Origin of the sequence: Mycobacterium sp. NPDC049093, from assembly GCF_040704635.1 — a bacterium.
Classification (GTDB): Bacteria; Actinomycetota; Actinomycetes; order Mycobacteriales; family Mycobacteriaceae; genus Mycobacterium.
The window spans coordinates 280,009-305,827 of sequence record NZ_JBEZJS010000005.1 but is presented as its reverse complement, the minus strand read 5'-3'; the positions used below and the strand labels follow the sequence as shown (position 1 = coordinate 305,827).

The following is a 25,819-nucleotide window of genomic DNA, read 5'->3' as shown; positions in this document are numbered from 1 at the left end:
CGCGTCAGCGCGTCAGCGGGTCGTGCTGGATGCGCTCGGCCGGTGCGCCTCGCTCAACCAGCGCGGTTTTCGTCGCGGTCACCATGTCCGGTCCACCGCAGATGAGGATCTGCCGGTCACCCCAGTTGCCGAATTTCGTCACCACCTCGGCCAGCGTGCCGGTCTGGCGCACGTGCAGCCCGCGCGGCGGCCGGACGTCGGGATACTGGCCGGCCCACGGGGGATCGGTGCTGTACTCCGACACCGGGGTCACCGACAGCCACGGATTGGTCGAGGCGATGTGCCACAGCGTCTTCAGGTCGTACAGGTCGCACGGATAGCGGCCACCGAAGAACAGGTGCACGCGGGGGTTTTCGCCGTGCAGCGTCATGTCCATGATGATGGTGCGGAGCGGGGCCAGGCCCGTGCTGCCCGCCACCATCAGCACATCTTCGCCATCGCGGTCGACCTGCAGGCCGCCGTGCGGGCTGGACAGGCGCCAGCGGTCGCCGACCTTGGTTTCGGCGACGACGGCGGTGCTCACCATGCCGCCGGGGACGGACCGGACGTGGAACTCGATGGCCCCCGAGCGGTCCGAGGGTATGGCGGGGCTCAGGTAGCGCCAGCGCCGCGGCCACTGGGGCACCTGGACCGTGACGTATTGGCCGGGGTGGTAGAAGAGCGCCTGGTCGAGCTGCAGCCGGATCACCGAGACGTCGCGGGTGACCCGATGGTGCTCGATAACCGTTCCGTCGCAGTAGGCCGGGGAGTCCTCGGCGTCGGCAGCCCCGCGCATCACCCCGATGATCAGGGCCACCGCGTCGCGGGTGGTCTCGGCCAGGGCGTCGTCCCAATCGGCCTCGAGGTGGTCGTGCAGCGCGTTGAACAGTGCTTCCTGCATCGAGTCGTAATGACTCTGCGTCACACCGTATTTGCGGTGGTCCCTGCCGAGCTGAGCCAGGAACGCCACCGGCTCCTCGGCGCGCTGAGCGATCAACTCCCCGAACAGCCAGGTCAGGGCGCGGGCGAAGACCTTGCGCTGGCTGTCCATGTCGGGGGGAAACAGATCGCGGGCCGAGAGGTCGGTGGCGAACCAACGGGTGTAGAAATCGCGGATCAGCGGCTCTGAGCCCTGCGCGAGGTCGACGGCGTTCTGGAGTGTCTCCAGTGCTGCACGGTCATCGAGGCCCACGGAGCTGCATCATAGGCGCGGAGCGGCTCGGGCGCCGTAAAGCGGCCATGATCACCAATGACAGGCCGACGATGACCCAGCAACCGAGCACGATGATCGCCGAGTCGGCCCCGGCTCCGTCGAAGTAGGCGGTGGACCGCAGTAGCGTCGCGGTGGCTCCCTGTGGCAGCAGCTGGCCGAGTTGGCCCCAGCCGGACGGCAGCATCTCCGGCGCCGCGGTCAGCCCGGACAGCGGGTTGCCGAGCAGCAGGGCCAGCGCCGCACCCACGCCCAAACCGACTTTGCCGAACATCGATCCCAAGCCAAGCATGAACAATCCGGCGGCAGCGATTCCCAAGGTCAGGCCGGCGGCCACCCCCCACAAGTTCGAGTCGATGGAGCCGAACACGTAACGCAGCAGGGCTGCCACCGTGACGCCGGCGAGTGCGGAGAACACGATGGTCGCCGTCAGGCGGGTCCACACCTCACGGCGCAGTGCCAGGGTCAATGCGACAGCAGGCAGCATCCCGGCCAGTGTGATCGGCAGGGCAGAGGCGGCCAGCCCGGTCCCGCGCGGATCCTGGGCGGTCGGCGGGGCCAGGTCTTCGGTGTGCAGGGTCAGTCCCGAGTGGGCCGCGATACCGCCACCGATCTGGGTGAGCAGCTGTGCGACGGCCGGGCTGCCTCCGGTCGCGGTCAGCATGGTCGGGCCATCGGGGCCGAAGGCGATGCCGCCGTAGACGTTTCGGTTGAGGATCGCCTCCCGCAACGTGTTCTCGCCGGGGTAGTAGGTGACCTTGAACGCACCGGGGGCCTGCTGTTCGAGTTTTTCGGCGATCTGGCTGGTGGCGGCCTGGGGGCCCGCCGCACCGATCGGGATCTCTTGGGGCTTGGAGCGTGAGGCGGGCAGGGCGAACGCGATGGCCACGATGGCGATCGCGACGGTCAGGGCGGCGACGATACCCATGGCGCGCAGCGCGGCGGGCGGGTCGTGTTCGGGCGCTGCGTGGTGGACGGGTGCCGTGGCCTGGGTCGAGAGCATCATTCCCTCTTTTCATCCGACGTTGAATTAATCGGTTGATGTGAGGGTAACGCTCGGTTCGAATGTTTTCAACAGTCATTGAAATGATAGTGTCGATGTATGGCTTCACCAGGGAAAACTGTCACGCGTCGGGGGCGCCGTCAGGGCGACCCGGTGTCCCGCGACGCGGTGCTCGCGGCGGCCAAGCAGCGCTTCGCGGCCGAGGGGTACGAGAAGACGACGCTCCGCGCCATCGCTTCGGACGCCCACGTCGACGCGTCGATGGTGCTTTATCTGTTCGGCTCGAAGGCCGATCTGTTCCGGGAGTCGCTGCGGCTGATCCTCGATCCCGACGTGCTGGTGGCCGCCCTGGAAGGGCCCGAGGCGGAGATCGGCGAACGGATGGTCCGCACCTACCTGAAGATGTGGGAATCACCCGACACCGCAGCCAGCATGCGGGTCATGCTGCAGTCTGCGACATCGAATTCCGATGCGCACGTGGCATTTCGAACGTTCATGCAGGACTATGTGCTCGCCGCGGTGTCGGGGGTGCTGGGTGGCGGCGAGCAGGCTCGATTGCGGGCCATGCTCGCCGCATCGAATCTTGTCGGAACCGCGATGCTGCGGTATGTGATGGCCGTGCCACCGATGGCGACACTGCCCGGCGAAGAGATCGTGCGGCTACTCGCGCCGACGGTGACCCGCTACCTCACCGCGGATGCGGACGAGCTGGGGTTGCCGGAGCTGTAGTGCTACTTGCCGAATGTCGCGCTTGCGGCCACCTTGGCGTATTTCCCCATGGCCTGGCCGATCTCCACGGCGTTCGCCATCGAGTTGGCGTTCATCATGGACGTCCGGCCGGCAGCGAGAGGCACTGAGCCGGCCACCGCGCCTATCTCGATCGCCATTGCGACAGCAGGACCCTGCGGACCGGAGACCTTCGCAATCATTGCGGGCAGGATCGCATAGCCGAGCACAGTCGCGCAGGTACCGAGGAACGAGCGGGTCTGATTGATTTGACTCGCCTGTTTGCTCACGATTGCTTCCAAGGCCTTGTCCGCTTCTGCGATCGTGCGCGCACGTTCCTGTTGTTTCGCGTCTTGGCCTGTGTAGGCCTGCGAGGCGTCGCCTTGCCATCCGGAGGTCGGCTTCGCCGATTCCAGGGTGTCATGGACTTGGCCCAACTGCTCTGCGCCCTGCCCGAACCTGTCGCCAGTATCCGGATTGCCGATTCCGCAAGTGAGAGTCATACCTTGGATGCCCAACAGGCCGACATTGATGATGGGAGTTGCGACAGATTTCCCGATGAGCATCTGCACGAGCCCAATTGCGTCGGAACCTAGCCCGAGCTTGTCCCCGGCATCGGCATGAGACTTCGTGGACCACAGAGTGTTGGCATCCCCGAGATCGCCCAACTCGTCGCTCTTGCCGAGAGTTTTGCTGACCTTCTCCGCGGCATCCCAAAAGCTCATTCTTGGCTGGTCCTTCCTTCGTTGAGGTGAGCCTAACAGCGTCTCAACATGTTGCTATGCACCAATTTTGGGTGTTCCGAACGCGCCTTTGGCGTTCTCTGGGGCAACACTGGATGCACTGACGGCTGGTGCCCAGGCTGACGGCACACTCATCGGGCCCACCGCGAGAACGGCGCTAGCGAATCGAGCTGGTCATACAGAAAATGTGCAAAAGTGGTCGCCAGCAGCAGCGTAGGAATTGGTGGGGACGTGGGATGCGCACAGTCGAGCCGGTAATCGAAGGTCGCGTACATGAACATGGCTTCGAGCTTGGATTGGTTCCGTTGACTATGTACCCGCCCGATCTCTGCACTGGTGTCGTAGATCGGTTCGTCGAGTTCCAACTTGGTGAACTTGGGGATATAGGAACGTACTTTGGTGGCGCCTAGCGATTGGTCCTGATACTCGAGCTCGAACGAAATTTTGGGGGTTCGGAAGTATTGCCAATACGAGCTGGTCTGCCGAAGGCAACCGAGTTCACGGCCGTCGGGGTCGTGAACGTGCAGACGATGTTTGCCACGACCCGCGAATCCAACGGATCGGATGAACTGCAGCAGTTGGGTTCCATCGGGCCGAACGACCTCGAATACGAGTTCGCTTATTGCCTCAGCCGCCAGGGGGGGTGCTTTAAGTGGTTGGATCAACGCGAGTAGTTGCCCGCGCGGGTTCGTAATCGAGCAACGGATATCGGAGCCCGATCCACCGCGGATTGGCTGCAGAAACAGGGTGGGCTCCCCGAATGGGTACCCTCCCGAAATCAGCGGCGGGGCAGGGGCCTGGGTCGCGGTCGCCGGCCGTGTCGGCGAACCAGCTGCCACGTGGGGTGTCCATTGTCGGCCGTCGAAGTACCGGATCTGCTGAATGTTCCACGGGTCGGTAAACCATCCCGCCTGCGGCGGTGGTGGCACGCTTTCGTTGATGGTCGCCCCTCGGTCAGTCTTCGCGCTCGGTGTGGCGTGCGATGAGCGCGATGTCGGCCTCGTGGGCCTGTTCCGGTGTGGCGAACGGCATGTTGGTCTCCACGAAATCCCGCGCGTCGCGCAGATCCATGCCCTGCTCGACGAGCATGTTCACCACGCCGACATGCACGGCAGCCGTAGCTTTTGTGGCCGCCACGCTTGCCACGAACCGGATCTCTTCAGCCAGTTGGGATTCGGTCAAGGTGGTTACCTTTGGATCCAGATCGACCTGGGCGACCGACCCGCCGAGATAGGCCGTCACCGAGACGGTGCCCGGCGGGTTGATCGCCTGGACCACGGGGCCCTGTGCCTCATCTGCGGTAGCCGCGTCGGTCTCGACCGCGCCGAAAATGTCGTCCTCATCGTCTTCGACGTCAGCGCTGGTGAAGTCGTCGACACCATCGAGGCGGGTTCCCTGGTCGATTTCACCTACGGAGTAGTCCGGCAGTGCGTCAATTCCCGACCCACCATCGTCGGGTTGGGGTGGTGTGTCGAAGTCGAGTGCATCCAAACCCGTGTCGTCGGAGTGGAAGAACTCATCGTCCGGATCGTGTGTGGTCACGTATCTGAAGTCCCGATTCTGATCGACGGCCGGCGCGAGCCGAGACAAATGGCTTTGATCCGTACGTTACCGCTGACGAAGTTGCCGGCTGGTAGTGGTCTCAGCGTGGATGCATCTCTTTACCGAGTTTGCCAGCCCCTTGTGCATCGGACTGGTCGTAACGTGACGCTGCCACCCCCAGCCTGCTCGACAGGCTGGTCGAGACGGAGTTCAAACCGGCGCAGGCGGCAGCGCGTGCTGCTTCTGCCGCCGCGACAGCCGCGTTGGCCGCTGAGCAGACCACACCGTGATTGACCACCATTGACGTGCTGACACCGTGAGATGCAGAGGCAGCCGCGAGAATCTGTTCCGCGGCGGTAGCCTGCATTTGCGCAAGTTCGAGCACGTGTGAGGTAATCACTCGCAGTTCGCCGGACATGCTTTTCTCCTTGTGCGTGTTCGCAGTTGGTGGCGACCGCGGTCCCAGTGCCACATCTGCAGGCATTCACTCAGGTCTTGGAGGAGACCCTAACAGCGCGCTGAGGCACTTCGTCGCACCAATTTCGGTACACGGTCACCGTGTAGTCGTTTGCCGCTTGGTTGTTTGCTTGCGGCCGGTGCGGCCCCCGGCGCCGAGTGGGCCGCCCATCTGGATTCGGTCATACATGTAGTGCGCGAATGCGGTAGCCAGCATCAGCGCAGGGAGTGGATGTGGTGTTGGCGCCGAGCAGTCCAGGGTGTAGTCGTAGTGCGGGTTGCGTGAGCCAAAGTTCGGCAGCCATCGACGTTCGACGTGGCCGAGCACCGCGTCAGCCGCACCGTAGATGGGTTCGCTGACCTTCTTGTTCATCTGCAACACGCTGGTGGCGATGTTGGACTGCCCGAGACGCTGTCCGTTGAACTCCAACGCCATTGTCAAGCGGAGAACCCGCCAGCGTGAGCCGGCTTGCCGCAAACAGCCGAAGTCGTGTCCAGTGGCATCATTCACCTGGATGACATGTCCGCTGTACCCTCCGTAACGCGTCAAGTACAGCAACGGTGTTCCGTCAGGGCGAGCCATGACGAAATGCAGGTCGGCGGTCGCGCGGGTAGTCCACGGAATTCTCGCTCGGGGTTGAATTAGCCCGATCTGCTCGCCGCGTACGTTCTCTACCCCGCAGGTGATGCTGGCGTCGTATTCGGTCGCGATGGTGCGAAGGACCAGAACCTGCTCCCCGAACGGGTAGCCGGTATCCCCGGCGTAGTCCGGGGGCGGCACCGGGGCGGGTGCGGTGTGGGGAGACCACTGTTGGCCGTCAAAGTAGCGGCGCTGCCGTGGCTTCCATGGATCGTCGAACCAACCAGGCGGCCCGGCCGGTGGAATGCTGTTGTCGATGATTCGACTCCTTCGCATCTGCCAAGATCGGCCGCACCAGTTTCGCCGATGCTATCCGTGGTGTGGATTCACTTGCCGCGGAAGGTAGAAGGCTCGTTGCTCAGCTGCCCTCGAACTGATTCTGGCCCAAGGTATCCACGAAGGTAGGGCCGCGGCGGTCGAGTTCATCTCGGTATTCGTCGGCCCAGGTGCCGAATGGCTTGTGCGCCAGGTATTCATTGCGGAACCGGTCGTCCTCGGAAACCTCGGAAACGCAGAATGATGGAATGGCCAGATCGACAACCGGCCCGCCGCGCTCGACTTCGGAGAGCAATAGGGGTGCGTTCCGGCCCAGGAACTGGTCGATGATCCAGCCGTCCTCGCCGAGCCACATCGAATAGCGAACCTTGGCAATCACATGTTCGGATCGACCGACGATCTGCGCCGCGATCAATGGATCGAGTTCGCGTTCGGCCTCGTATCGGGTGCCGCCGACGGCGGGACCTTTCGCCGTCATCGTCCCGAGCGATTCGTCCCCCAACGTCGCGACGAGTTCGGCGGGAGCGCCGCCCAATTCTGCGGGCGCGGGGCCCTGGACGCGAACGCGGACGGCATATCCGTCGGAAGCGAACAGATATGCCTGGACGATCAGTGCAGGTGCGGGATCCGATGCTGCCACTGCGGGCAATTCGCGGACAAAGAACTTCCGCTCGAATTCGAAATCACCGAAACCGGATTCGGACATGCGCACACCGTAGCGTCTCCTGCGCCGAATACGTCGCCTATAGTGCGTGAATTCCCTTGTAGAGCACGAGCAGGCCGATCACCACGAGAATGGCGGCAACCAACACGGCGTGGTTGCGTTCCATCCAGTCTTTGAGCCGGACCAGCGCGGGATCCAAGCGCTCTCCCGACACCGCATACGCGAGGATCGGCAGCGCGACGGTCGATCCGGCCACCAGCACGTAATAGAGCCCTGCTGCCCACACTCCGGGTTGCCCCAGGCCGGCGCTACCGATGGCCAATCCTGCTGCCGCGCAGATGAACAGCACCTTGGGATTCACCACGGTGAGCACCGCTCCGGCAGCTCCTGCCTTGACCGGCGTGAGCGTGCTGAGCTTGGTCATCCAGCCCGGCATGTGTTCGGATTTGGCCCGGGTGAGGAAGCGGTAGACGCCGAAGACGATGAGGGCAGCGCCCACCACGATGCGTAACCACGAGGCCCAGGTCGGGGCTGCGTTGAGCCCGCCGAGCATGCTGGAGACGCCGACGAAGATCGTGGTCAGCGCGGCCAGTCCGACGAGCCAACCGGTGAGGAACGCCAGGCCGGCTGGCCGGGGGTGAGGGGTGTGCAGCACCAGCACTGCGGGAATGATCGACAGCGGTGAGAGCGCCACCACCAGTGCCAGCGGGATGAGTTCGGTAAGCACCGAACCCCAGCTTTCTGTCATTGCTGCCCTCTCGATGCAGTCCCCGAGCAAAACCTAGCAAGCATCGACTCGCCTCGGAGTTGAGTGCTCACCAACGTCCGGTCGCAACGTCCTCTACGGCATCGGCGGCGTGTCCGGGCCCGCCATGGGAACGGATCTCGTCGCGAATCGCGTCGAGGTTCACCCGGATTTGCTGGTCGTTCGCGACGCCGAGTACTGCGTCGCGGATCTCCGTCGTGCCGGGTAGATCATCCGGAAGGTGACGGCCGACGCCGATCGCCTCCAAGTGGGCGGCGTTGGCCGGCTGATCGACGGCCTGGGGCATCGCCACCATCGGTACCCCGAACCACAAACCTTCGGTGCACGAGCCCATTCCGGCGTGGGTGATGAAGCAGTCCGCCTGTTGCAACACCGCCGGCTGTGGAACGGACTCGTGCACCTGAACCCATGGCGGGACTGGACCGACGTCGGCGCGGCCGGCGGCCAGCACCAGGCGCCAGCCCTGCCCGTCCAGCGCCCCGATCACGTTGCGGTAGACGTCGGCTCGGTCGGTGTAGGCCGTGCCGAAGGCCAGCAGGGCCAGTGGACCGTCGCCGTCCGGCGGGCTCCAGTCGCCCGGATCCTCGCGGCGCGGATCGATGCACGGTCCCACGAACCGGTAGCGATCACCGACCCGGTCGGCGTTGCGCTGCATCACGCGGGGGAGCAGTGCCAGGCAACGTCGCGGTACCCCGGTCACCTCGTCGAACGTCAAACCTGATCGCGAATCGGTCAGCCAGTCGTCGAACGTCTGGCGGTAGGCCAGGCCGCTGGGACTGCCGAGGATCGGACCGAGGATCTCGGCCATGTCCTCGTGGTAGCCCTCCCATGCCACTTCGCTGGGCGACAACTGTGCGGCCGGTACACCCCACTGCTCGGCAGCCACCGGACCGGCCATGCCGCCGATGTCGTAGAGCACGAGGTTGGGCCGATCGTCATCCAGCGCGGCGTGAAGCTGGGGCAGCACGTGGATGGCCTCGTCGAGGAACATCTGCATGCCGGCCACGGGGTCGGCATCGTCGAAGCTCGTCGGTGCTCCGAGCGCGCCCGGTAGCACCGAGGTGCAGGAGATGACGTCCGCCCCGGTCGGGGTCACCAGGCCGGCCAGATGGCCGCCGACCAGGTAGCTCACCCGATGGCCGCGGCGCGCCAACTCGTGAACCACCGCCAAATGCGGGTACATATGGCTGGGGGCGGAGGCGGCGACGACGGCGATGTGCACGTCACCGAGTCTGCCCACCGAAAATTTTCAAAGTTGAGCGGAACAGACTCAACCTTGACTACGTTGTAGATCACGACAAGCATTTTCTCTATCGAAAAAGGGAGGTGTCGTGGACTCGTTCAACCCGACGACCAAGACTCAGGCGGCGCTGACCTCGGCGTTGCAGGCGGCCAGTTCCGCAGGCAATCCGGAGATCCGTCCCGCCCATCTTTTGATGGCACTGCTCACTCAGAATGAGGGCATTGCCGCACCCCTGCTCGAGGCCGTCGGCGTGGACCCCGCGACGATTCGCGCGGGGGCGCAACGACTGCTCGACCAGTTGCCCAGCGCCAGCGGCGCAAGCAGTCAACCCCAACTGAGCCGGGAATCGCTCGCCGCGATCACCACGGCCCAGGGGCTGGCCACCGAGATGGACGACGAGTACGTCTCCACCGAACATCTGATGGTCGGCCTGGCCACCGGCGACTCGGAGGTCGCCAAACTGCTGACCGGGCAGGGCGCCTCACCCGAGGCGCTTCGCGAGGCCTTCACCAAGGTGCGCGGTAGCGCCAGGGTCACCAGCCCCGATCCCGAGGGCAGCTACCAGGCGTTGGAGAAGTACTCCACCGATCTGACCGCCCGCGCCCGGGAAGGCAAGCTCGACCCGGTCATCGGGCGCGACAACGAGATCCGTCGCGTCGTGCAGGTGCTCTCGAGGCGCACGAAGAACAACCCGGTGCTCATCGGTGAGCCCGGTGTCGGCAAGACCGCGATCGTCGAGGGCCTGGCCCAGCGCATCGTCGCCGGCGACGTTCCGGAAAGCCTGCGCGACAAGACCGTCATCTCTCTGGACCTCGGGTCCATGGTGGCCGGTGCGAAGTACCGCGGTGAGTTCGAGGAACGGCTCAAGGCTGTGCTCGACGACATCAAAGAGTCTGCCGGGCAGGTCATCACGTTCATCGACGAGCTGCACACCATCGTCGGCGCCGGTGCCACCGGTGAATCCGCGATGGATGCGGGCAACATGATCAAGCCCATGCTGGCCCGTGGTGAGTTGCGACTGGTCGGTGCGACCACGCTCGACGAGTATCGCAAGTACATCGAGAAGGACGCTGCCCTGGAGCGCCGGTTCCAGCAGGTACTGGTCGGCGAACCGTCCGTCGAGGACACCGTCGGCATCCTGCGCGGCCTCAAGGACCGCTACGAGGTGCACCACGGTGTGCGCATCACCGACTCCGCATTGGTGGCTGCCGCAACGCTTTCCGATCGCTACATCACCTCGCGGTTCCTGCCGGACAAGGCCATCGACCTGGTCGACGAGGCCGGATCCCGGCTGCGTATGGAGATCGACTCCCGTCCCGTCGAGATCGACGAGGTTGAGCGGCTCGTCCGTCGCCTCGAGATCGAGGAGATGGCGCTGGAGAAGGAAGAGGACGACGCTTCCAAGGAACGCCTGGAGAAGCTGCGCGGTGAGCTGGCCGATTACAAGGAGAAGCTGGCCGAGCTGACTACCCGTTGGCAGAACGAGAAGGGCGCCATCGACATCGTCCGCGAGCTCAAGGAGCAGTTGGACAGCCTGCGCGGTGAGGCCGACCGGGCCGAGCGCGACGGCGATCTGGCCAAGGCCGCCGAGCTGCGCTACGGGCGCATCCCGGAGGTCGAGAAGAAGCTCGACGCCGCACTTCCCGTGGCCGAGGCACGCGAGAACGTGATGCTCAAGGAGGAAGTCGGTCCCGACGACATCGCTGAGGTGGTCGAGGCGTGGACCGGTATTCCGGCCGGCCGGATGCTCGAAGGTGAGAGCGCCAAGCTGCTGCGCATGGAGGAGGAGCTGGGCAAGCGCGTCATCGGCCAGACGGCCGCGGTGACCGCGGTGTCGGATGCGGTGCGCCGCACCCGGGCCGGGGTGGCCGATCCCAACCGGCCGACGGGTTCGTTCATGTTCCTGGGCCCGACCGGTGTCGGTAAGACCGAGCTGGCAAAAGCGTTGGCGGAATTCCTCTTCGACGACGAGCGCGCCATGGTCCGCATCGACATGAGCGAATACGGCGAGAAGCACTCGGTGGCTCGGCTGGTCGGTGCGCCCCCGGGATACATCGGCTACGACCAGGGTGGTCAGCTGACCGAAGCGGTGCGGCGGCGTCCGTACACGGTGGTGCTGTTCGACGAGATCGAAAAGGCCCACCCGGACGTGTTCGACGTGCTGCTGCAGGTGCTCGACGAGGGACGGTTGACCGACGGACAAGGCCGCACGGTCGACTTCCGCAACACGATCCTGATCCTGACCTCCAACCTGGGTGCCGGTGGCACCGAGGAGCAGGTGATGGCGGCGGTGCGGGCGGCGTTCAAGCCGGAGTTCATCAACCGGCTCGACGACGTGATCTTGTTCGACGCACTGAATCCCGAGCAGCTGGTGTCGATCGTCGACATCCAGTTGCAGCAGCTGCAGAAGCGGCTGGGACAGCGCCGGCTCACCCTCGAGGTGTCGCTGCCTGCCAAGACGTGGCTGGCCGAGCGTGGTTTCGACCCGCTCTACGGTGCCCGCCCACTGCGCCGCCTGGTGCAGCAGGCCATCGGCGACCAGCTGGCCAAGATGTTGTTGGCCGGAGAGGTGCACGACGGCGACGTGGTGCCCGTAAACGTCAGCGCGGACGGCGAAGGCCTGATCCTGGGCTGACCCGACCTGCTGAATGGCATTGAAACTGCCCATGCTCCCCCCGGAGCATGGGCAGTTTCGTATCTGTAGGCGTAAAGATGAACGGGTGATCCCTTCTGTCACCAAGGTCCCCGGCAAGCCCAATCTGCTACTCGGAGCCTACGACTTGGCGAACCTGGGATACGGAGCCGAGGAGTTCTTCGTCTCCGGGACAGCGCACTCGTATGAACCACCCGGCTCGGCGAACTACACGACACGCATCGTGGTCCTGCGCCCGACCGATGCCGCCCATTTCAACGGTGTTGCACTCGTCGAGTGGCTCAACGTCAGTGGTGGGATCGACGCTCCTGCAGTGTGGTTCATGGCACACCGCGAAATCGTCCGGGCGGGCTACGCATATGTGGCGGTGTCGGCCCAATACGTGGGTGTCGAAGGCGGGGACAGCCTCGTCGGCGCCAAAATGTCGCTGAAAACGCAGGAACCCGAAAGGTATTCGGATCTGCATCATCCGGGCGACGCCTTCGCTTACGACATCTTCACCGAGGTCGGCCTCCTCGTGCGCGACGGCGCCATCGACGGTCTTGGGCCCGAAACCTCCCTGGCCGTCGGGGAGTCGCAATCGGCGATGTTCCTGACCACGTACGTGAATGACGTCGATCCCGTCGCGGAGGTCTTCGACGGTTTCCTGGTGCACTCAAGGTTTGGTCCTGCCGCCGCCCTCGGCGGAGCGACTGCGCTCAATGCGTCTCGTCCGGCCCCGTTCCGAAACGATCCGCGGGTCCCGGTCCTCACCGTGCTCACCGAAACCGACGTGGTGGACGGCCATCTGTCCGGTTATCACCGTGCCCGCCGTCCGGACGCTGCGCACTTTCGGGCCTGGGAGATTCCCGGAACGTCCCACGCCGACAATTACACCGTGCGCGTCGGTTTCATCGATGACGGGTCAGCCGCGCTGGAAGACATCGTCGCGGCGTATGCACCCACGAGTGAGTTGATGGGCGTCGAGTTGTCGTACTTCACAAATTTCGCCCCGCAACACCACTACGTGCTGCAGGGCGCGGTCGCGAGCCTCGCCCGCTGGGTCCGTGCGGGCGAGGCGCCCGCGCCAATGCCTCCACTGGAGCTGACCGACGCCGAACCGGCTCGTTTCGTGCTGGACGCGAACGGTATTGCCGTGGGCGGAGTCCGCACCCCATGGGTCGATGTCCCGATTGCCCGGACGTCGGGTCTTGCCCCTGACGAGAGCCCCATGTCGTTTCTCTTCGGATCAGGTGAGCCGTTCGACGCCACCAAGCTGGGTGAGCTCTACCCGGGAGGCAGCGCCGAGTATCTGGACCAATTCATCGCGGCCCTGGATCGGGCCATCGAGGCCGGCGTCATCGTGTCCGCCGATCGCGCCGAGATCCTTGAGCTCGCCGCCGCGATGTTCCCGGCAGTTAGATGTTGAACCGGCCGGCGAAGCCGCGCAACGGCACGTCGACACTCGTCAACAACCCCGGCGGCGCCTTGACCACCGACGCGATCGCGTTGAGCGCGGGGAGCCCGGTCACGGTCATGCCGATCGACGCGAATGAGGCCGGATCGGACAGGTCCACACCGGGTTTCGGGAAGATCATGTGCTTGTTGTAGACGCAGGGATCGCCCTTGATCTGAGTGATGTAGCAGCCCTTGATGTCCCAGCTCGGATCGGTGTGCGGGGTCATCTGCCATTCCAGATGGGTCTCGACGCGCGGGACACCGTCGACCATGCCCTGGTACTTGATGTAGTTGCCGCCGAGGGATCCCTTGGGCAGCGTGTACCAGCCGAGGTCGACGTCCTTGGTGCAGGCGCCGAGCTCGTAGGTGAACTTGACCTCGTCGAGTTCCAATCCGAAGCAGTCGGCCATCATCAACACGCTGTCGGCGAACACCTCGGTGTACTTGCGCAGTTTGCCCGGGATCGACGGGTCGTCGACGGGCAGACCGTAGCCGACCTCGATCCAGGTGTCCTTGCTGTGATGGCATGACACGTCGACGGATTCGATGGTGGTGACATTCTCGATCTCGGCGACATCGGCCGAGCACACCACGCCCAGGATCTGGTTGAGGCCCGGGTTCATACCGGTGCCATAGAACGTCGACCCACCCTTCTCGCACGCCTCGGCGAGCAACTGCGACACCGGCTTGCCGGAGGGGTGCGGGTGATTGGTGTCGCGGTGCCAGCCGGTGATCCAGTCCGCGGTGGTGACGATATCGATCCCGGCCTCAAGGACTTTCACGTAGAGGTCCTCGTCGGGAAAGACCCCGTGAAAGGTCAACACGTCCGGACGCGCCGCGATGATCTCGTCGATCGAGCCGGTGGCCGTCACCCCGATCGGATCGATGCCGGCGATCTCGCCGGCGTCGCGCCCGACCTTTTCCGGTGTGTAGCAATGCAATCCGATCAGTTCGAGATCGGGCCTCTTGCCGATGCGCTTGATCATCTCCGTGCCGACATTGCCGGTGGCGACCTGGAAAACCCGGATCTTCTCAGTCATAGGGTGTCCTTTTTCCTCACAATTGCCAGGTCTGCGGCGGATCCGCCCAGACCGTCCGGATAGAACTGCATGGCCCACTTGCGGATTGCGGTGAAGCCCTCGTACTCGGCGGTGGCCAGCGCCGGGGGATCGGAGTAGCGCTGGTGCGACCAGATGTGGATGTCCTGGGTGAACTGGCGGATCACCTCGTCGCCGAACTCGGCGGCGCGCTCGGCTGCACGATCCGAATCTTTCCCGGGGGTTCGGCCGATGTAGACCATGAATCGCACGTCGGAGGTTGACTCGTCGACAGGGGTGACCGCCGAAATGGTGCGGTTGTCGATCATGCCCCAGCTCTTGGTCACCGCGATGCCCAGACCGCCGTTGATGGCCTCGACACCGCTGCGCACATCGTCGATCGACTGTTGGTCATCGCCCTCGAACGTGATCGTGAAGTCGACATAGGAGATCGGCGCGGCGAAGTCGTGTCGGGTGAACACCGGCACGATCGGGGTCTGGTGAACGTATTTGAAGTGGGCGAAGTCGACGCCGTTCTCCAGCACGTACTGCGGATGCAGTTCGAGCCCGGCACGAACGAGTCGCTGCTGGGGGTAGTAGTCGGCGACGCTGCTGCCGTCGGCGAACGACGCGAACACGTCGGGCGCCTCGAAGAACGGCTCACGCCCTTCGATGTCGTGCCAGATATAGATGGCCTCGTTGCGCTCGGTGACGGGGTAGGTGCGCATCCGGCGGCCACGGTTGGGCCGGTCCTGGTAGGGGATGCAGACGTTACGGCCCTCGGCATTCCACTGCCAGCCGTGGAACGGGCATTGGATGACCTCGCCGACGACCTGGCCGCCGAATCCGAGATGGGCCCCGAGGTGCTCGCAGTAGGCGTTCATCACGGTCACCTGCCCGGCTTCCGAGCGCCAGGCGACCATCTCCTCGCCGAAGTACTTCATGGCATGCACGGCACCCACTTCGACCTGGTCGGACCAGGCGACCTGGAACCATCCCGTCGGTTTCATCGACAACGGTGGTTTAGCCATGACCGGAATCGTAGGAGGATCTGTGAAACTTTGGAAGAGGGTTCTGTGAAAACGGGGTAATCTCTCGAGATGACCGAGACCGAGGCGGGTGCGCGGCGGACCAACCGACGCGGTCTGGCCACGCGGGAGAACATGCTGGAAGCCGCGCGCAAGGCGCTGGCCACCGGCGACCCGGGAGCGGTGTCGGCCAACCGGATCGCCAAAGAGATCGGTGCCACCTGGGGCGCGGTGAAGTACCAGTTCGGCGACATCGACGGCTTCTGGGCGGCCGTCCTGCAGCGCACCGCTGAACGCCGGGCAGGCATGCTGAGCCAGCGCGACGACGGTGCGCCGCTGCGGCAGCGCGTCGCCGGCATCATCGACCTGCTCTATGACGGTCTGACGGCCAGCGATTCGCGGGCGATCGAGAACCTGCGCGCGGCCCTACCGCGGGACCACGCCGAACTCGAGCGGCTCTACCCGAAGACTGCCGGCGAACTCTCGTCGTGGGGGCAGAGCTGGTTGCAGACCTGTCAGCAGGCCTTCGCCGACCTCGACGTGGACCCCGAGCGGGTCCGTGAAGTGGCATCCTTCATTCCCGGCGCAATGCGCGGCATCACCTCCGAGCGTCAACTCGGCACCTATACCGACCTCGATGTGGCCCGGCGGGGGCTCACGAACGCCATCGTGACCTACCTCGAAGAGTGCCGGTCACAGCGCTCTGATCACCAGTAACCGGGTTGTGACCTCACAAGGTGGGGGCATTTCCGCCGTCAACAAGTAGGCTAGGCCCGATGGTCCCGCTCTGGTTCACGCTGTCCGCACTCTGTTTCGTGGGTGCGGCCGTATTGCTGTACGTCGACATCGACCGTCGGCGTGGGTTGGGACGGCGCCGCAAGTCGTGGGCGAAGTCGCATGGCTTCGACTACGAGCACGAGTCGCACGAGATCCTCAAGCGCTGGAAGCGCGGGGTGATGTCGACCGTCGGTGACGTCACGGCCAAGAACGTCGTCCTCGGCCAGATTCGTGGCGAGGCGGTGTTCATCTTTGACATCGAAGAAGTCGCGACAGTGATAGCGCTGCACCGCAAGGTCGGCACGAACGTCGTCGTCGATCTGCGGCTCAAGGGCATCAAGGAGCCCCGGGAGAGCGACATCTGGCTGCTCGGTGCGATCGGTCCGCGGATGGTGTACTCCACCAACCTCGATGCCGCCCGTCGCGCGTGCGACCGCCGGATGGTCACGTTCGCCCACACGGCTCCCGACTGTGCCGAGATCATGTGGAACGAGCAGAACTGGACGCTCGTCAGCATGCCGGTCACGAGCACCCGTGCCCAGTGGGACGAGGGTCTGCGCACAGTGCGTCAGTTCAACGACCTGCTGCGGGTACTGCCCCCGGTTCCGCAGAACGGCGTGGCACCACAGTCCGGTCAGGGCAGCCAGGCTGCACTGGCCCGTCGCGCCAGCTCGCCCAGCCGCCCGTTGGCGCCGACCCCGGCCGGACGTCGCGAACTGCCGCCGGGCCGGGCCGATGCGGCACCCGGACGTGGCGACGTGAGCCGCTACACCCAGCCGCGGCAGGAGCCGGGCCGCCCGGATGCGATCCGTCGCACCCCGCCGCCGGCCCGCAACGGGCGCCACGCACCGCACTACCAGCGCTAGCCGGCGTAACAGAGCAGATAAGTACCCTCTAGGTCGTGCCTCGTCCCCTCGCGCTGATCACCGGACCGACCTCCGGGCTCGGCGCCGGATTCGCCCGCCGGTACGCGCGCGACGGTTATGACCTCGTCCTCGTGGCCCGTGACGCGGCACGGCTGGAACAACTCGCCGCCGAACTGCGCGACGAGGTCGGCGTAGACGTCGAAGTACTCCCCGCGGACCTGGCGTCCGCCGCGGACCGGGCCAAGGTCGCCGACCGGCTGCGTGCCGGGGTGCAGGTCTTGGTCAACAACGCCGGCTTCGGCACCTCGGGTGAATTCTGGACCGCCGACCTCGCCAAGCTCCAGGCTCAATTGGATGTCAACGTCACCGCGGTGATGGAATTGACGCATGCCGCGCTGCCGTCGATGATCGAGGCCGGGCGCGGCACCGTCATCAATGTGGCCAGCGTCGCCGGTCTGGTGCCGGGGCGCGGGTCGACCTACTCGGCGTCGAAGGCCTGGGTCGTCTCGTTCACGGAGGGGCTGGCCAACGGGCTCGGCGGTACCGGGGTCGGGGTGCATGCCCTGTGCCCGGGGTTCGTCCACACCGAGTTTCATGCCCGTGCGGGCATCGACATGGCGGGCACACCGTCGTTCCTGTGGCTGCAGGTCGAGGACGTGGTGCGCGAATGCCTGGCCGACGTGGCCGCAGGCAAAGTGGTCATCGTGCCCGGCCTGCAGTACAAGGTGCTCACCACCGGGGGCCGGATGGCTCCGCGAAACCTGGTGCGCGCCATGACAAAAGCAGTGGGAAAAGGTCGTGGGAGAACTTAGGACAGAACTGACGTGGCAGTGCGGGCGCTGATCGCGGCGGTGATGGCGGTACTTCTCGTCGTCACCGCGGGCTGCACATCCGATGAACCGGGACGCACGTACGAGGCTTCGACTGCAGCGCTCGGCAAGTCGCTCGACATCCTCGGCTGGAACCTGACGGTGTCGAATCTTCGATTCGACTCTGACCACGTGCTGGTCGACGTCGAGGGTTCGGCTGCCGGCGACGCCCACGCCAAACCCGAGGACATCCGGTTCGGTCTGTACGGTGCCCTGGCGCATCCGATCGAGGCCGACGCACTCCACGGCTGCGACGCGATGACCAACCTGGGCATCCGGCCGCTGTCCGCTTCCGCTCCTGACAAGCTCAGCGGCACAGTCTGTCTGGGGCCGCAACGCGACCAGAGCCAGGTACGCGGGGTCTACGTGTACTCGCCGCGCGAGCGCATCCCCAAGACCACCGTGGCCTACCCGGCGGCCTTCCCGGTGGGAATGCTGCCTACTGATGTCAACGACACCGGCATCACCGTCAAGACCTCCAGCGTGGACGGGTTCAGTGCCGACGGCGGGCAATTGGCACCGACGGCGATCGGTGACCCCACGGCTTTCAGCGGCAAGGGCTACATGCTGCTCGGCCTTGAAATCGCCGGTGCGGCAAAGCGTTACGCGGAGGATTCGGCGGGACGTGGCGGGCCGTTGATGGTGGTGGCCGGCCCTACGCTGCCGCCGCCGGGACTCAGTCATCTCTGCTCGGTGTACGGCTCGTCGGTGCTGCTCCTGCCGGAAGCCAGCCGTGAGGCGGTCAACGTCCGGGCTTCGCTGTGCACCCAGGGGGAGATGACGGCGGCGCTGCTCTACGCGTCGGTTTCGGTGATCGGCACGCACGCGGCCCTGTGGACCACCGGTGGCTGACGCCGTCGGCCCGACCGAGTGGGGCGTGAGCCCGGGCGTGGGCCCCTGGACGGGCGCTCTGCCCGCCGGGGATGAGGCCGCGCGTTACGATCCGGACCTGCTGCGCGACGGCGATACCCGCAATGTCGTTGATGCCTACCGGTATTGGACCCGGGAGGCGATCATCGCCGACATCGACCGGCGGCGGCATCGGCTGCACATCGCGATCGAGAACTTCGGTAACGACGCCAACATCGGTGCGGTGGTTCGCACCGCCAACGCCTTCGCGGTCGACACCGTGCACATCGTGGGCAAGCGCCGTTGGAACCGGCGGGGAGCCATGGTCACTGACCGCTATCAGCGGTTGTGTCACCACGACAGCACCGCCGAACTGCTGGCGTTCGCCGCCGACGCCGGGCTGACCGTCGTCGCGGTGGACAACGTGCCCGGCGCCGTGCGGCTGGAGCAGACCGAATTACCCCGCGACTGCCTGCTGATCTTCGGTCAGGAAGGTCCGGGCATCACGCCGGAGGCGCAGGGCGGGGCGGCCGTCACGGTCTCGATCGCCCAGTTCGGCTCGACCCGCAGCATCAACGCCGGTGTCGCTGCGGGAATTGCCATGCACGCGTGGATCACTCGCCACGCGGATTTTACGCAGGCCTGGTAGGGGTGGGAGCTCCGGCCACCCGGCGTTCGCCACCGTTGCGCTCCTGCCAGAGCTTGTAGACATCGACCGCGGCATCGCGCGGTTCGTAGCGCATCGGCAGGCGCCGCTCATTCCACGGCTTGGCGAACTCGTCGTAGAACGTGTTCAGCTCGAAGTACTTTCGATCGTCGACGTAATGTGGTTCGTACGCGTCCCGGGTGGTCAGGAACACGACTTCGTCCGGCGAGCAGTAGTAGAGCGATCCCAGGCACATCGGGCAGGGCTGGGCCAGGACATAGATCGTGGCACCTGTCAGGTGCTCGGTGCCCAGCTTCGTGCACGCCTTGCGGATCGCGAGGATCTCCGCGTGGGCGGTGGGATCATGGGTCTGGGCAACCAGGTTCGGGCTCTCGGCCAGGATCTCACCGTCTCTGACGATGACGGTTGCGAACGGACGGCCGCCCTCGGCGACGTTCCGGCGCGCGATGTCGATGGTGTGTTGTGCGAAGTCCATGAGACCTCCTCGATATCGGACTCGATCAAAAAGGTTTGGTGGGAAGGTATTTGCCGTCGAGCGTGATCACGGCGCGTTCCCCGCCCTCCGGATCGGCGACCTTACGCACATCGAGCTTGAAGTTGATCGCGCTGATGATGCCGTCGCCGAACTGTTCGTGAACCAACGCCTTGAGCGTCGTGCCGTAGACCTGAAGCATCTCGTAGAAGCGGTAGATCGTCGGATCGGTGGGGACACCGCCGGGGATCGAACCGCGGGTCGGGATGGTCTGCAGCAGCATTGCCGCGTCGTCGTCGAGACCCAGTAATGCGGCAACCGCGACGGCCGACTCGGCAGGCAGCGCGTGCTGACCGAGGACGGCAGCGGTCACGAATGCCGTTGAGAGCTCGGCAGCGTCGGCGATCTGCTGCCAGGTGAGATCCTTGCGGGTCTTGGCCTCGACCGCTGCGATGGCCAGGGCCTGTCGGGCGGTCGGGTCGAACTGCGCGTGCATGGGTTCATCCCTTCGATGGGAGCCGGCCGTGGGTGACTGGCGGTGTATCAACCACCCTGCGCGCGAATTGCTATAGCGTCCAATACTTAGTTTCCATTGGAGTGATAGCTGGCATCTATGACTTGTACTGGTTGGAGTAGTGCACCGCAATCGCGCTGAACGCCCGCGCTGCGGCCGACTGATATCCCGCTGACCGGTGTAGGAGCACGACCTCGCGTGATGGTAGCGGTGGATCGGGCCGGATCGGGTGAAGGTCGGCCTGCGCCTGCGTGATCGCGTCCGGCAATACCGTGGCGAGCGTGCCGAGGCGCACGAACTCGATCAGCGCGCTGATGGAGTTCGCCTCGATCGCGATGTGGGGCTTCACGTTCTGGGCGGCGAAGAACTCGTCGATGTAGTTGCGTGTCGCAAAGTCTCGGCTGAGCAACGCCAACGGTTGGGTGGGCAGGTCTGCGATCGCGAACGTCGTGGCGCGCGGGTGGAGGGGATGAGCGGCGCCCACGACCAGGCTGAGGGTCTCGGTGAAGAGCGCCGATGTGGCCACACCCGCGGCGTGGTTGCCGGCGAAGGCGATGCCCAGGTCGATACGGTCGGCGATCAGGTCGGCTTCGATCAGGTCCTGAGTGGTCTCGATGACGGTGAGGGTGACGCCGGGATGCTCGGCATGGAACTGGCGCACGAGCGGACCGATGAGATAAGCGGTGATGGTCGGTGTCATCGCGATCCGCAGGTGGCCCCTGCTCAGGTCGTGGACATCGTGGACCGCCCGCTCGGCGGCGTCCAGATCCTGCAGGGCCAGTCGTCCGTGCTGGGCGTAGGCCTCGCCGGCATCGGTGAGCCGGACGGTGCGTCCCGAGCGGTCGAGCAGGGGGACTCCCACTTCCCGTTCGAGCTGCTTGATCTGCTGCGACAAGGTGGGTTGCGACACGTGCAGGGCCTCGGCGGCGCGGGTGAAGTTGCCGTGGTCGGCGACGGCCAGTAGGTACCGGAGGTGACGCAACTCCATCGGCCCAATGTATAGGTGACGTCTATTGCCGCGATGAGAAATGCGTCTTGGACACTATGGCTCCCACGAGGCAGGTTGGAACCATGCCTGATTCCCCTCGCATCTTCAGCGGTGCCGCGGCCGCGCTTGCCGTGATCGCCGCGACCGCCGCAGGCTGCGCCACTCCTGACATCGCGACCGTCGCCACCACGGTGGCGCCCGTGCCCGGCAGCGACCTGCTCACTGCGGCAACGAACAACGACGCAGCTCGGGTGCACGAGCTGATCGGGCGCGGTGCCGACCTCGAGGTGCGCGACGAACGCGGACGCACCCCGCTCGTCGCGGCCACCAAGAACGGCGCCACTGATGCTGCGCGGGCACTGATCGAGGCCGGCGCCGACGTGAACGCGAAAGACGATCTACAGGATTCGGCGTATCTGTACGCCGGAGCCGAAGGTCTCGACGACATCCTCGAACTGACGTTGTCTCACGGTGCCGACGTGCGCAGCGTCAACCGCTACGGCGGGACCGCGCTGATTCCCGCGAGTGAACACGGCCATGTGAGCACGGTGCAACGACTGATCGCCGCCGGTGTCGACGTGAACCATGTCAACAAGCCGCAATGGACAGCGATGCACGAGGCCATCGTGTACGGCGACGGGTCCGTCAAGTACCAGCAGGTGGTGCGCGCGCTGCTGGACGCCGGGGCCGATCAGTCGATTCGAGACGGCTCGGGGCGCACCACGCTTGACAACGCCGAGCGACTCGGCCAGCTTCAGGTCGCCGCCATCCTGCGCTCACGATGAAAACCCAAGAAACGGAGCACTTTCAGAATGACCGTCCGCAATGTACTGATCTTGTTGGCCCGCGTGGGGCTCGGTGCCATCTTCGTGGCCCACGGGTGGCAGAAGTTCGTCACCAACGGGATCGCCGCGACCCAGCAGGGTTTCGCGGCCATGGGCGCCCCGGCCCCTGAGCTGTCGGCAGTGGTTGCCGCCACCATCGAATTGGCGGGTGGCATCGGGTTGATCATCGGCCTGGCCACACCGGTCTGGGCGGCCCTGCTGTTCGCCACCATGGTCGGCGCGTTCCTGATCGCACACACGGGCCACGGGCTGTTCGTCGCCAAGGGCGGATTCGAGCTGGTGCTCGCCCTGGCAGCCCCGATGCTGCTGCTAATCGTCACCGGTGCCGGCCGATTCAGTGTCGACGGCCTGCTCGGTACCCGATTGCCGTGGAACCGAGGCATTTTCGCGAACCCGCAACCGCTCACTTCGGAGCCGTCATGACCGGCCCGGCGCTCGACGCGCTCGTCGACGTCACACTGCCCGACGGCCGTCGGGTCGATATCACGCTGCGAGACGGACGAATCGAGGCGATCGTCGATCGAGGACAACCCGATTCGACACCGGCGCGATCCGGTCGGCACGTCGTCGACTGCGGCGGCGCCCTGGTGATGCCCGCATTCGTCGACGGGCACTGCCATCTGGACAAGACCTTCTGGGGAGCGCCGTGGCAGCCGCACGTCGCATCGGGGTCGTTGCGGGAACGCATTGCCAACGAACGTGAACTGCGCGCCCGGATCGGGGTGCCCGTGACCGCCCGCGCGACCGCGTTGGCCGAGCACATGGTGTCGCTGGGTACCGGGCACGTCCGATCGCACGTCGACATCGATCCCGATGCGAATCTCGACGGGCTGCATCAGCTGCTCGAAGTCCGTGAATCGTTGCGAGACAAGCTGAGTATCCAACTGGTGGCGTTTCCGCAGAGCGGTGTCGTCACCGCCCCCGGTGTGCCCGACCTGCTCGACGCGGCCTTGTCCGAGGGGGCCGATCTGATCGGCGGTCTCGATCCCGCCGGGTTCGACGGCGATGTCGACGGCCAACTCGACGTGGTGTTCGGTTTGGCCGAACGGCACGGGGCAGGTATCGACATCCACCTCCACGATGGTGGCGAACTCGGCACCCGACAACTCCACGCGATCGCCGAGCGGACGAAAACCCTTGGGCTCGGCGGCAAAGTGACGGTCAGTCACGCATATTGCCTGGGCCAGGTCGACGAGGCCGCCGTCGACCGGACCGCGACGGCGCTGGCCACCGCCGGGGTATCGCTGATGACGAACGGTCCGGCCGGGACCATGCCACCAGTCCTACGGCTGCGTGACCACGGCGTAGTGGTATTCGCCGGGTCGGACAACATCCGTGACGCGTGGTGGTCGTACGGCACCGGCGACATGCTCGAACGAGCCACGATTATCGGTCTGGAAGGCGGCCTGATGACCGACGGCGAACTCGAGTACGCGGCGTCACTGGTCACCGACTCGGCAGCCGGCGCACTCGGGCTCGCTGATTACGGCGTGCAAGCCGGCAGCCGAGCTGACCTGGTCGTGATCGCCGCGGCAAACCCGGCCGAGGCGGTGGCCGGTCATCCCGAGCGGCTGCTGGTCCTGCACGATGGCCGGGTGGTGCGCTCGGCGGACCACCCATCCTGACCTGACGCAGGCCCGGAAACTGCTCGACATGCCGACAATTCGAAGGCCGGGTAAGGCAGGATCGTCAACATGGATCAGCTATGGGCTAACCGTGCGGCCAGCGCCGAAGCTGCGATCACCCAGCGACACCTGACGAAGCTCTGGGGTCTGCCGGGTACCCAACTCGGAGTGGTGGCCTGGCCGGCGACCAAGAAGTACCGAAAGTTCGGAACCTGGCACTACTGGTGGCAGGCGCATCTGCTGGACACCCTGGTCGACGCGCAGGTGCGGGATCCGCAGCCCGAGCGGAAAACCCGTATCGAGCGGCAGATCCGGGGACACTGGATGCGCAACAACCTGTCCTGGACCAACAGTTACTACGACGACATGGCCTGGCTGGCATTGGCCCTGGAGCGGGCCGGTCGCCTGGTCGGGGTGGAAAAAGCCCATGCGCTCAGGAAGCTGTGCGCGCAGTTCGTCGATGCCTGGGTGCCCGAGGACGGCGGCGGCATCCCATGGCGCAAGCAGGACCAGTTCTTCAACGCCCCGGCCAATGGCCCGGCGGGTATCTTCCTGGCGCGTTATGACGACCGCCTGCGCCGGGCCCAGCAGATGGCGGACTGGATCGACGACACCCTGATCGATCCGGAGACCCACCTGGTGTTCGACGGCATCAAGGCCGGCTCGATGGTGCGTGCGCAGTACACCTACTGCCAGGGCGTGGTGCTCGGCCTGGAGGTCGAACTGGCGGTGCGGACCGGCGACACCCGGCACGCCGAGCGGGTCCGTCGTCTGGTGACGGCGGTGGACAAGGAAATGGCCACCGACGGTGTCATCAAGGGCGCCGGCGGGGGCGACGGTGGGTTGTTCAACAGCATCCTGGCGCGGTACCTGGCGCTGGTGGCCACCATGTTGCCGGGGGAGGATGCGCAAGATCAGTCCGCGCGTGATACGTCCCGGTCGCTCGTGCTCAAGTCCGCACAGGCGGCATGGGACAATCGCCAGAACGTCGACGGACTCCCGTTGTTCGGACCGTTCTGGGACCGCACCGCTGAGGTGCCCGGGGCCGAAGGTCAGGAAGCGCAGTTTGTCGACGGCGCGGTGAACGCGTCGGCGATCCCGGAACGTGATCTGTCAGTTCAGGTTTCGGGGTGGATGTTGATGGAAGCAGCGCACACCCTGTCCGAGTAGTCTCGCTCATCGAGATCTGCGCGCCATCGGGCAATTTGTCAGACAACAATGGTGTGCGCACAGTGAAGTAGGTGAGTTGTAGATGGAACGGGTCGCACGGACCTCCATAGTCGACGTCGTCGTCGACAGATTGCGCGACGAGATTCGCAAGGGCAGTTGGCCGGTCGGGTGCAAGATCCCTACCGAGGCGAAACTTGTTGAGGCACTGGGGGTGAGCCGCCCATCGGTCCGCGAGGCGGTGCGGTCGCTCGTCCAGCTCGGCTTGCTCGAATCGCGACAGGGCGACGGCACCTACGTGGTCGCCGAGGACGAGACGACAGTTGCGCTGCAGCGCCTGGTCGATACCGCGGATCGCGACGAGGTTCAGTTGGTGCGTCATACGCTCGAAGTGCTGGCCGCGCGTGAAGCTGCGACCAACCGCTCGGCGGCCGATATCGATGCGCTGCGCGTCGCCCTTCAGGGACGTCGGTCCGCACAGGCCGACGCCGACCTGGACGCATTCATCGACCACGACGTCGCCTTCCACATCGGGGTGGCCCGCGCGTCGCACAACACGCTGCTGCTCGATTTCTACAGCTCTTTCGAAAATGCTATGCGCGACCCGGCCCACGGCGCGTTCTGTATGAGCACTCCCGAGGACACGTACCGGGATTTCCACAACGATCTGTTTCAGGCGATCCAACGAGGCGACCACAGTGCGGCGACCCGCGCTGCGATCTACGGCCTCGACGTGCACGAACGCCATCTGCATGCAGTCGGTAGCTGACTTGCCAT

General features: G+C 65.3%; 28 protein-coding genes. 13 read left to right on the top strand and 15 right to left on the bottom strand.

Going from position 1 to position 25,819, the window contains the following annotated elements; all coding sequences use genetic code 11:
* Positions 1-4: 4 nt before the first annotated feature.
* Together AB0876_RS21785 and AB0876_RS21780 are read right to left on the bottom strand one after the other, a co-directional pair.
* Complete coding sequence (locus AB0876_RS21785; RefSeq protein ID WP_491837196.1) at positions 5-1,171, bottom strand: FAD-binding oxidoreductase; 1,167 nt, start codon at positions 1,169-1,171, stop codon at positions 5-7.
* Positions 1,158-2,192, bottom strand: coding sequence for an ABC transporter permease (locus AB0876_RS21780; RefSeq protein ID WP_491837195.1), 1,035 nt, complete (start codon positions 2,190-2,192; stop codon positions 1,158-1,160). Before AB0876_RS21780 ends, AB0876_RS21785 begins: the two co-directional genes overlap by 14 nt.
* A gap of 99 nt (positions 2,193-2,291) precedes the next feature.
* Between AB0876_RS21780 and AB0876_RS21775 the strand changes: the two genes are divergently transcribed.
* Complete coding sequence (locus AB0876_RS21775) at positions 2,292-2,921, top strand: TetR/AcrR family transcriptional regulator (protein WP_491837194.1); 630 nt, start codon at positions 2,292-2,294, stop codon at positions 2,919-2,921.
* A 2-nt stretch (positions 2,922-2,923) separates the two neighbouring features.
* On the opposite strand, the gene AB0876_RS21770 is transcribed toward AB0876_RS21775, so the two are convergent.
* The 8 genes from AB0876_RS21770 to AB0876_RS21735 all read right to left on the bottom strand — a co-directional run bounded on the left by AB0876_RS21770 (position 2,924) and on the right by AB0876_RS21735 (position 9,227).
* Entirely contained in the window at positions 2,924-3,643 is a 720-nt protein-coding gene (locus AB0876_RS21770) for an EspA/EspE family type VII secretion system effector (RefSeq protein ID WP_491837193.1), read from the bottom strand.
* Positions 3,644-3,792: 149 nt separating this feature from the next.
* Positions 3,793-4,590 (bottom strand): DUF2510 domain-containing protein, encoded by a 798-nt coding sequence (locus AB0876_RS21765; protein WP_491837192.1) that lies wholly within the window; start codon positions 4,588-4,590, stop codon positions 3,793-3,795.
* Between the two features lie 25 nt (positions 4,591-4,615).
* The gene (locus AB0876_RS21760; protein ID WP_491837191.1) at positions 4,616-5,203 is read right to left on the bottom strand and encodes a hypothetical protein; all 588 of its coding nucleotides are present in this window, start codon (positions 5,201-5,203) and stop codon (positions 4,616-4,618) included.
* A gap of 100 nt (positions 5,204-5,303) precedes the next feature.
* Positions 5,304-5,621, bottom strand: coding sequence for an ESX-1 secretion-associated protein (locus tag AB0876_RS21755; RefSeq protein ID WP_491837190.1), 318 nt, complete (start codon positions 5,619-5,621; stop codon positions 5,304-5,306).
* Between the two features lie 135 nt (positions 5,622-5,756).
* Complete coding sequence (locus AB0876_RS21750) at positions 5,757-6,575, bottom strand: DUF2510 domain-containing protein (protein WP_491837189.1); 819 nt, start codon at positions 6,573-6,575, stop codon at positions 5,757-5,759.
* A gap of 82 nt (positions 6,576-6,657) precedes the next feature.
* Entirely contained in the window at positions 6,658-7,281 is a 624-nt protein-coding gene (locus AB0876_RS21745) for a CYTH domain-containing protein (RefSeq protein WP_491837188.1), read from the bottom strand.
* 37 nt (positions 7,282-7,318) lie between these two features.
* Positions 7,319-7,987, bottom strand: a complete 669-nt coding sequence (locus AB0876_RS21740) for a GAP family protein (protein ID WP_491837187.1) — start codon at positions 7,985-7,987, stop codon at positions 7,319-7,321.
* A gap of 67 nt (positions 7,988-8,054) precedes the next feature.
* On the bottom strand, positions 8,055-9,227 hold the full coding sequence (locus tag AB0876_RS21735) for a macrolide family glycosyltransferase (RefSeq protein WP_526042928.1): 1,173 nt from the start codon (positions 9,225-9,227) through the stop codon (positions 8,055-8,057).
* Positions 9,228-9,336: 109 nt separating this feature from the next.
* Here AB0876_RS21735 and clpB point away from each other — a divergent pair, with 109 nt between their 5' ends.
* On the top strand, positions 9,337-11,883 hold the full coding sequence (gene clpB, locus AB0876_RS21730; RefSeq protein WP_526042927.1) for an ATP-dependent chaperone ClpB: 2,547 nt from the start codon (positions 9,337-9,339) through the stop codon (positions 11,881-11,883).
* 88 nt (positions 11,884-11,971) lie between these two features.
* Complete coding sequence (locus AB0876_RS21725) at positions 11,972-13,309, top strand: alpha/beta hydrolase domain-containing protein (RefSeq protein WP_491837219.1); 1,338 nt, start codon at positions 11,972-11,974, stop codon at positions 13,307-13,309.
* Here the strand turns inward: AB0876_RS21725 and AB0876_RS21720 are convergent.
* A complete protein-coding gene (locus AB0876_RS21720) occupies positions 13,299-14,378 on the bottom strand; it encodes an NAD(P)H-dependent amine dehydrogenase family protein (RefSeq protein ID WP_526042926.1) in 1,080 nt (359 codons plus the stop codon). The two genes, AB0876_RS21725 and AB0876_RS21720, sit on opposite strands and share 11 nt — an antisense overlap.
* A complete protein-coding gene (locus tag AB0876_RS21715; protein WP_526042925.1) occupies positions 14,375-15,406 on the bottom strand; it encodes a Rieske 2Fe-2S domain-containing protein in 1,032 nt (343 codons plus the stop codon). Before AB0876_RS21715 ends, AB0876_RS21720 begins: the two co-directional genes overlap by 4 nt.
* A 69-nt stretch (positions 15,407-15,475) precedes the next feature.
* On the opposite strand from AB0876_RS21715, the gene AB0876_RS21710 reads away from it, so the two are divergent.
* The 5 genes from AB0876_RS21710 to AB0876_RS21690 are packed head-to-tail and all read left to right on the top strand — an operon-like array spanning position 15,476 to position 19,413.
* Positions 15,476-16,120: a TetR/AcrR family transcriptional regulator gene (locus tag AB0876_RS21710; RefSeq protein WP_526042924.1), complete on the top strand. Its 645-nt coding sequence runs from the start codon at positions 15,476-15,478 to the stop codon at positions 16,118-16,120.
* Positions 16,121-16,179: 59 nt separating this feature from the next.
* Positions 16,180-17,046: a trehalose monomycolate transport factor TtfA gene (gene ttfA / locus AB0876_RS21705; RefSeq protein ID WP_055110682.1), complete on the top strand. Its 867-nt coding sequence runs from the start codon at positions 16,180-16,182 to the stop codon at positions 17,044-17,046.
* A 35-nt stretch (positions 17,047-17,081) separates the two neighbouring features.
* On the top strand, positions 17,082-17,858 hold the full coding sequence (locus AB0876_RS21700) for an SDR family NAD(P)-dependent oxidoreductase (RefSeq protein WP_526042923.1): 777 nt from the start codon (positions 17,082-17,084) through the stop codon (positions 17,856-17,858).
* 18 nt (positions 17,859-17,876) lie between these two features.
* A complete protein-coding gene (locus AB0876_RS21695; protein ID WP_491837218.1) occupies positions 17,877-18,767 on the top strand; it encodes a hypothetical protein in 891 nt (296 codons plus the stop codon).
* Positions 18,760-19,413: a TrmH family RNA methyltransferase gene (locus AB0876_RS21690; protein WP_526042922.1), complete on the top strand. Its 654-nt coding sequence runs from the start codon at positions 18,760-18,762 to the stop codon at positions 19,411-19,413. Before AB0876_RS21695 ends, AB0876_RS21690 begins: the two co-directional genes overlap by 8 nt.
* Here the strand turns inward: AB0876_RS21690 and AB0876_RS21685 are convergent.
* The 3 genes from AB0876_RS21685 to cynR form a co-directional block, all read right to left on the bottom strand.
* Positions 19,397-19,906, bottom strand: coding sequence for a nucleoside deaminase (locus tag AB0876_RS21685; protein ID WP_491837179.1), 510 nt, complete (start codon positions 19,904-19,906; stop codon positions 19,397-19,399). The two genes, AB0876_RS21690 and AB0876_RS21685, sit on opposite strands and share 17 nt — an antisense overlap.
* Positions 19,907-19,931: 25 nt before the next feature.
* A complete protein-coding gene (gene cynS / locus AB0876_RS21680) occupies positions 19,932-20,399 on the bottom strand; it encodes a cyanase (protein WP_491837178.1) in 468 nt (155 codons plus the stop codon).
* Positions 20,400-20,514: 115 nt separating this feature from the next.
* Complete coding sequence (gene cynR / locus AB0876_RS21675) at positions 20,515-21,405, bottom strand: transcriptional regulator CynR (protein ID WP_491837177.1); 891 nt, start codon at positions 21,403-21,405, stop codon at positions 20,515-20,517.
* Positions 21,406-21,488: 83 nt separating this feature from the next.
* Here cynR and AB0876_RS21670 point away from each other — a divergent pair, with 83 nt between their 5' ends.
* The 5 genes from AB0876_RS21670 (at position 21,489) to AB0876_RS21650 (ending at position 25,811) form a co-directional block, all read left to right on the top strand.
* On the top strand, positions 21,489-22,190 hold the full coding sequence (locus AB0876_RS21670; RefSeq protein WP_526042921.1) for an ankyrin repeat domain-containing protein: 702 nt from the start codon (positions 21,489-21,491) through the stop codon (positions 22,188-22,190).
* A 27-nt stretch (positions 22,191-22,217) separates the two neighbouring features.
* On the top strand, positions 22,218-22,673 hold the full coding sequence (locus AB0876_RS21665) for a DoxX family protein (RefSeq protein ID WP_491837175.1): 456 nt from the start codon (positions 22,218-22,220) through the stop codon (positions 22,671-22,673).
* Positions 22,670-23,875, top strand: coding sequence for an amidohydrolase family protein (locus AB0876_RS21660; protein WP_526042920.1), 1,206 nt, complete (start codon positions 22,670-22,672; stop codon positions 23,873-23,875). Before AB0876_RS21665 ends, AB0876_RS21660 begins: the two co-directional genes overlap by 4 nt.
* 69 nt (positions 23,876-23,944) lie before the next feature.
* Positions 23,945-25,045 carry a glycoside hydrolase family 76 protein gene (locus AB0876_RS21655; RefSeq protein ID WP_526042919.1) on the top strand — a complete coding sequence of 367 codons (1,101 nt, stop codon included), beginning with the start codon at positions 23,945-23,947 and terminating at the stop codon, positions 25,043-25,045.
* Positions 25,046-25,127: 82 nt separating this feature from the next.
* Complete coding sequence (locus AB0876_RS21650) at positions 25,128-25,811, top strand: FadR/GntR family transcriptional regulator (RefSeq protein ID WP_526042918.1); 684 nt, start codon at positions 25,128-25,130, stop codon at positions 25,809-25,811.
* The last annotated feature ends 8 nt before the right edge of the window (positions 25,812-25,819 follow it).

Coding starts and splice junctions, on each gene's coding strand:
- AB0876_RS21740 (WP_491837187.1), bottom strand. CDS start 7,987: ATGACAGAAAGCTGGGGTTCGGTGCTTACCGAACTCATCCCGCTGGCA.
- AB0876_RS21655 (WP_526042919.1), top strand. CDS start 23,945: ATGGATCAGCTATGGGCTAACCGTGCGGCCAGCGCCGAAGCTGCGATC.
- AB0876_RS21670 (WP_526042921.1), top strand. CDS start 21,489: ATGCCTGATTCCCCTCGCATCTTCAGCGGTGCCGCGGCCGCGCTTGCC.
- AB0876_RS21685 (WP_491837179.1), bottom strand. CDS start 19,906: ATGGACTTCGCACAACACACCATCGACATCGCGCGCCGGAACGTCGCC.
- cynR (WP_491837177.1), bottom strand. CDS start 21,405: ATGGAGTTGCGTCACCTCCGGTACCTACTGGCCGTCGCCGACCACGGC.
- AB0876_RS21720 (WP_526042926.1), bottom strand. CDS start 14,378: ATGACTGAGAAGATCCGGGTTTTCCAGGTCGCCACCGGCAATGTCGGC.
- AB0876_RS21715 (WP_526042925.1), bottom strand. CDS start 15,406: ATGGCTAAACCACCGTTGTCGATGAAACCGACGGGATGGTTCCAGGTC.
- cynS (WP_491837178.1), bottom strand. CDS start 20,399: ATGCACGCGCAGTTCGACCCGACCGCCCGACAGGCCCTGGCCATCGCA.
- AB0876_RS21775 (WP_491837194.1), top strand. CDS start 2,292: ATGGCTTCACCAGGGAAAACTGTCACGCGTCGGGGGCGCCGTCAGGGC.
- AB0876_RS21780 (WP_491837195.1), bottom strand. CDS start 2,192: ATGCTCTCGACCCAGGCCACGGCACCCGTCCACCACGCAGCGCCCGAA.
- AB0876_RS21660 (WP_526042920.1), top strand. CDS start 22,670: ATGACCGGCCCGGCGCTCGACGCGCTCGTCGACGTCACACTGCCCGAC.
- AB0876_RS21750 (WP_491837189.1), bottom strand. CDS start 6,575: ATGCGAAGGAGTCGAATCATCGACAACAGCATTCCACCGGCCGGGCCG.
- AB0876_RS21745 (WP_491837188.1), bottom strand. CDS start 7,281: ATGTCCGAATCCGGTTTCGGTGATTTCGAATTCGAGCGGAAGTTCTTT.
- ttfA (WP_055110682.1), top strand. CDS start 16,180: ATGGTCCCGCTCTGGTTCACGCTGTCCGCACTCTGTTTCGTGGGTGCG.
- AB0876_RS21755 (WP_491837190.1), bottom strand. CDS start 5,621: ATGTCCGGCGAACTGCGAGTGATTACCTCACACGTGCTCGAACTTGCG.
- AB0876_RS21770 (WP_491837193.1), bottom strand. CDS start 3,643: ATGAGCTTTTGGGATGCCGCGGAGAAGGTCAGCAAAACTCTCGGCAAG.
- AB0876_RS21650 (WP_526042918.1), top strand. CDS start 25,128: ATGGAACGGGTCGCACGGACCTCCATAGTCGACGTCGTCGTCGACAGA.
- AB0876_RS21665 (WP_491837175.1), top strand. CDS start 22,218: ATGACCGTCCGCAATGTACTGATCTTGTTGGCCCGCGTGGGGCTCGGT.
- AB0876_RS21710 (WP_526042924.1), top strand. CDS start 15,476: ATGACCGAGACCGAGGCGGGTGCGCGGCGGACCAACCGACGCGGTCTG.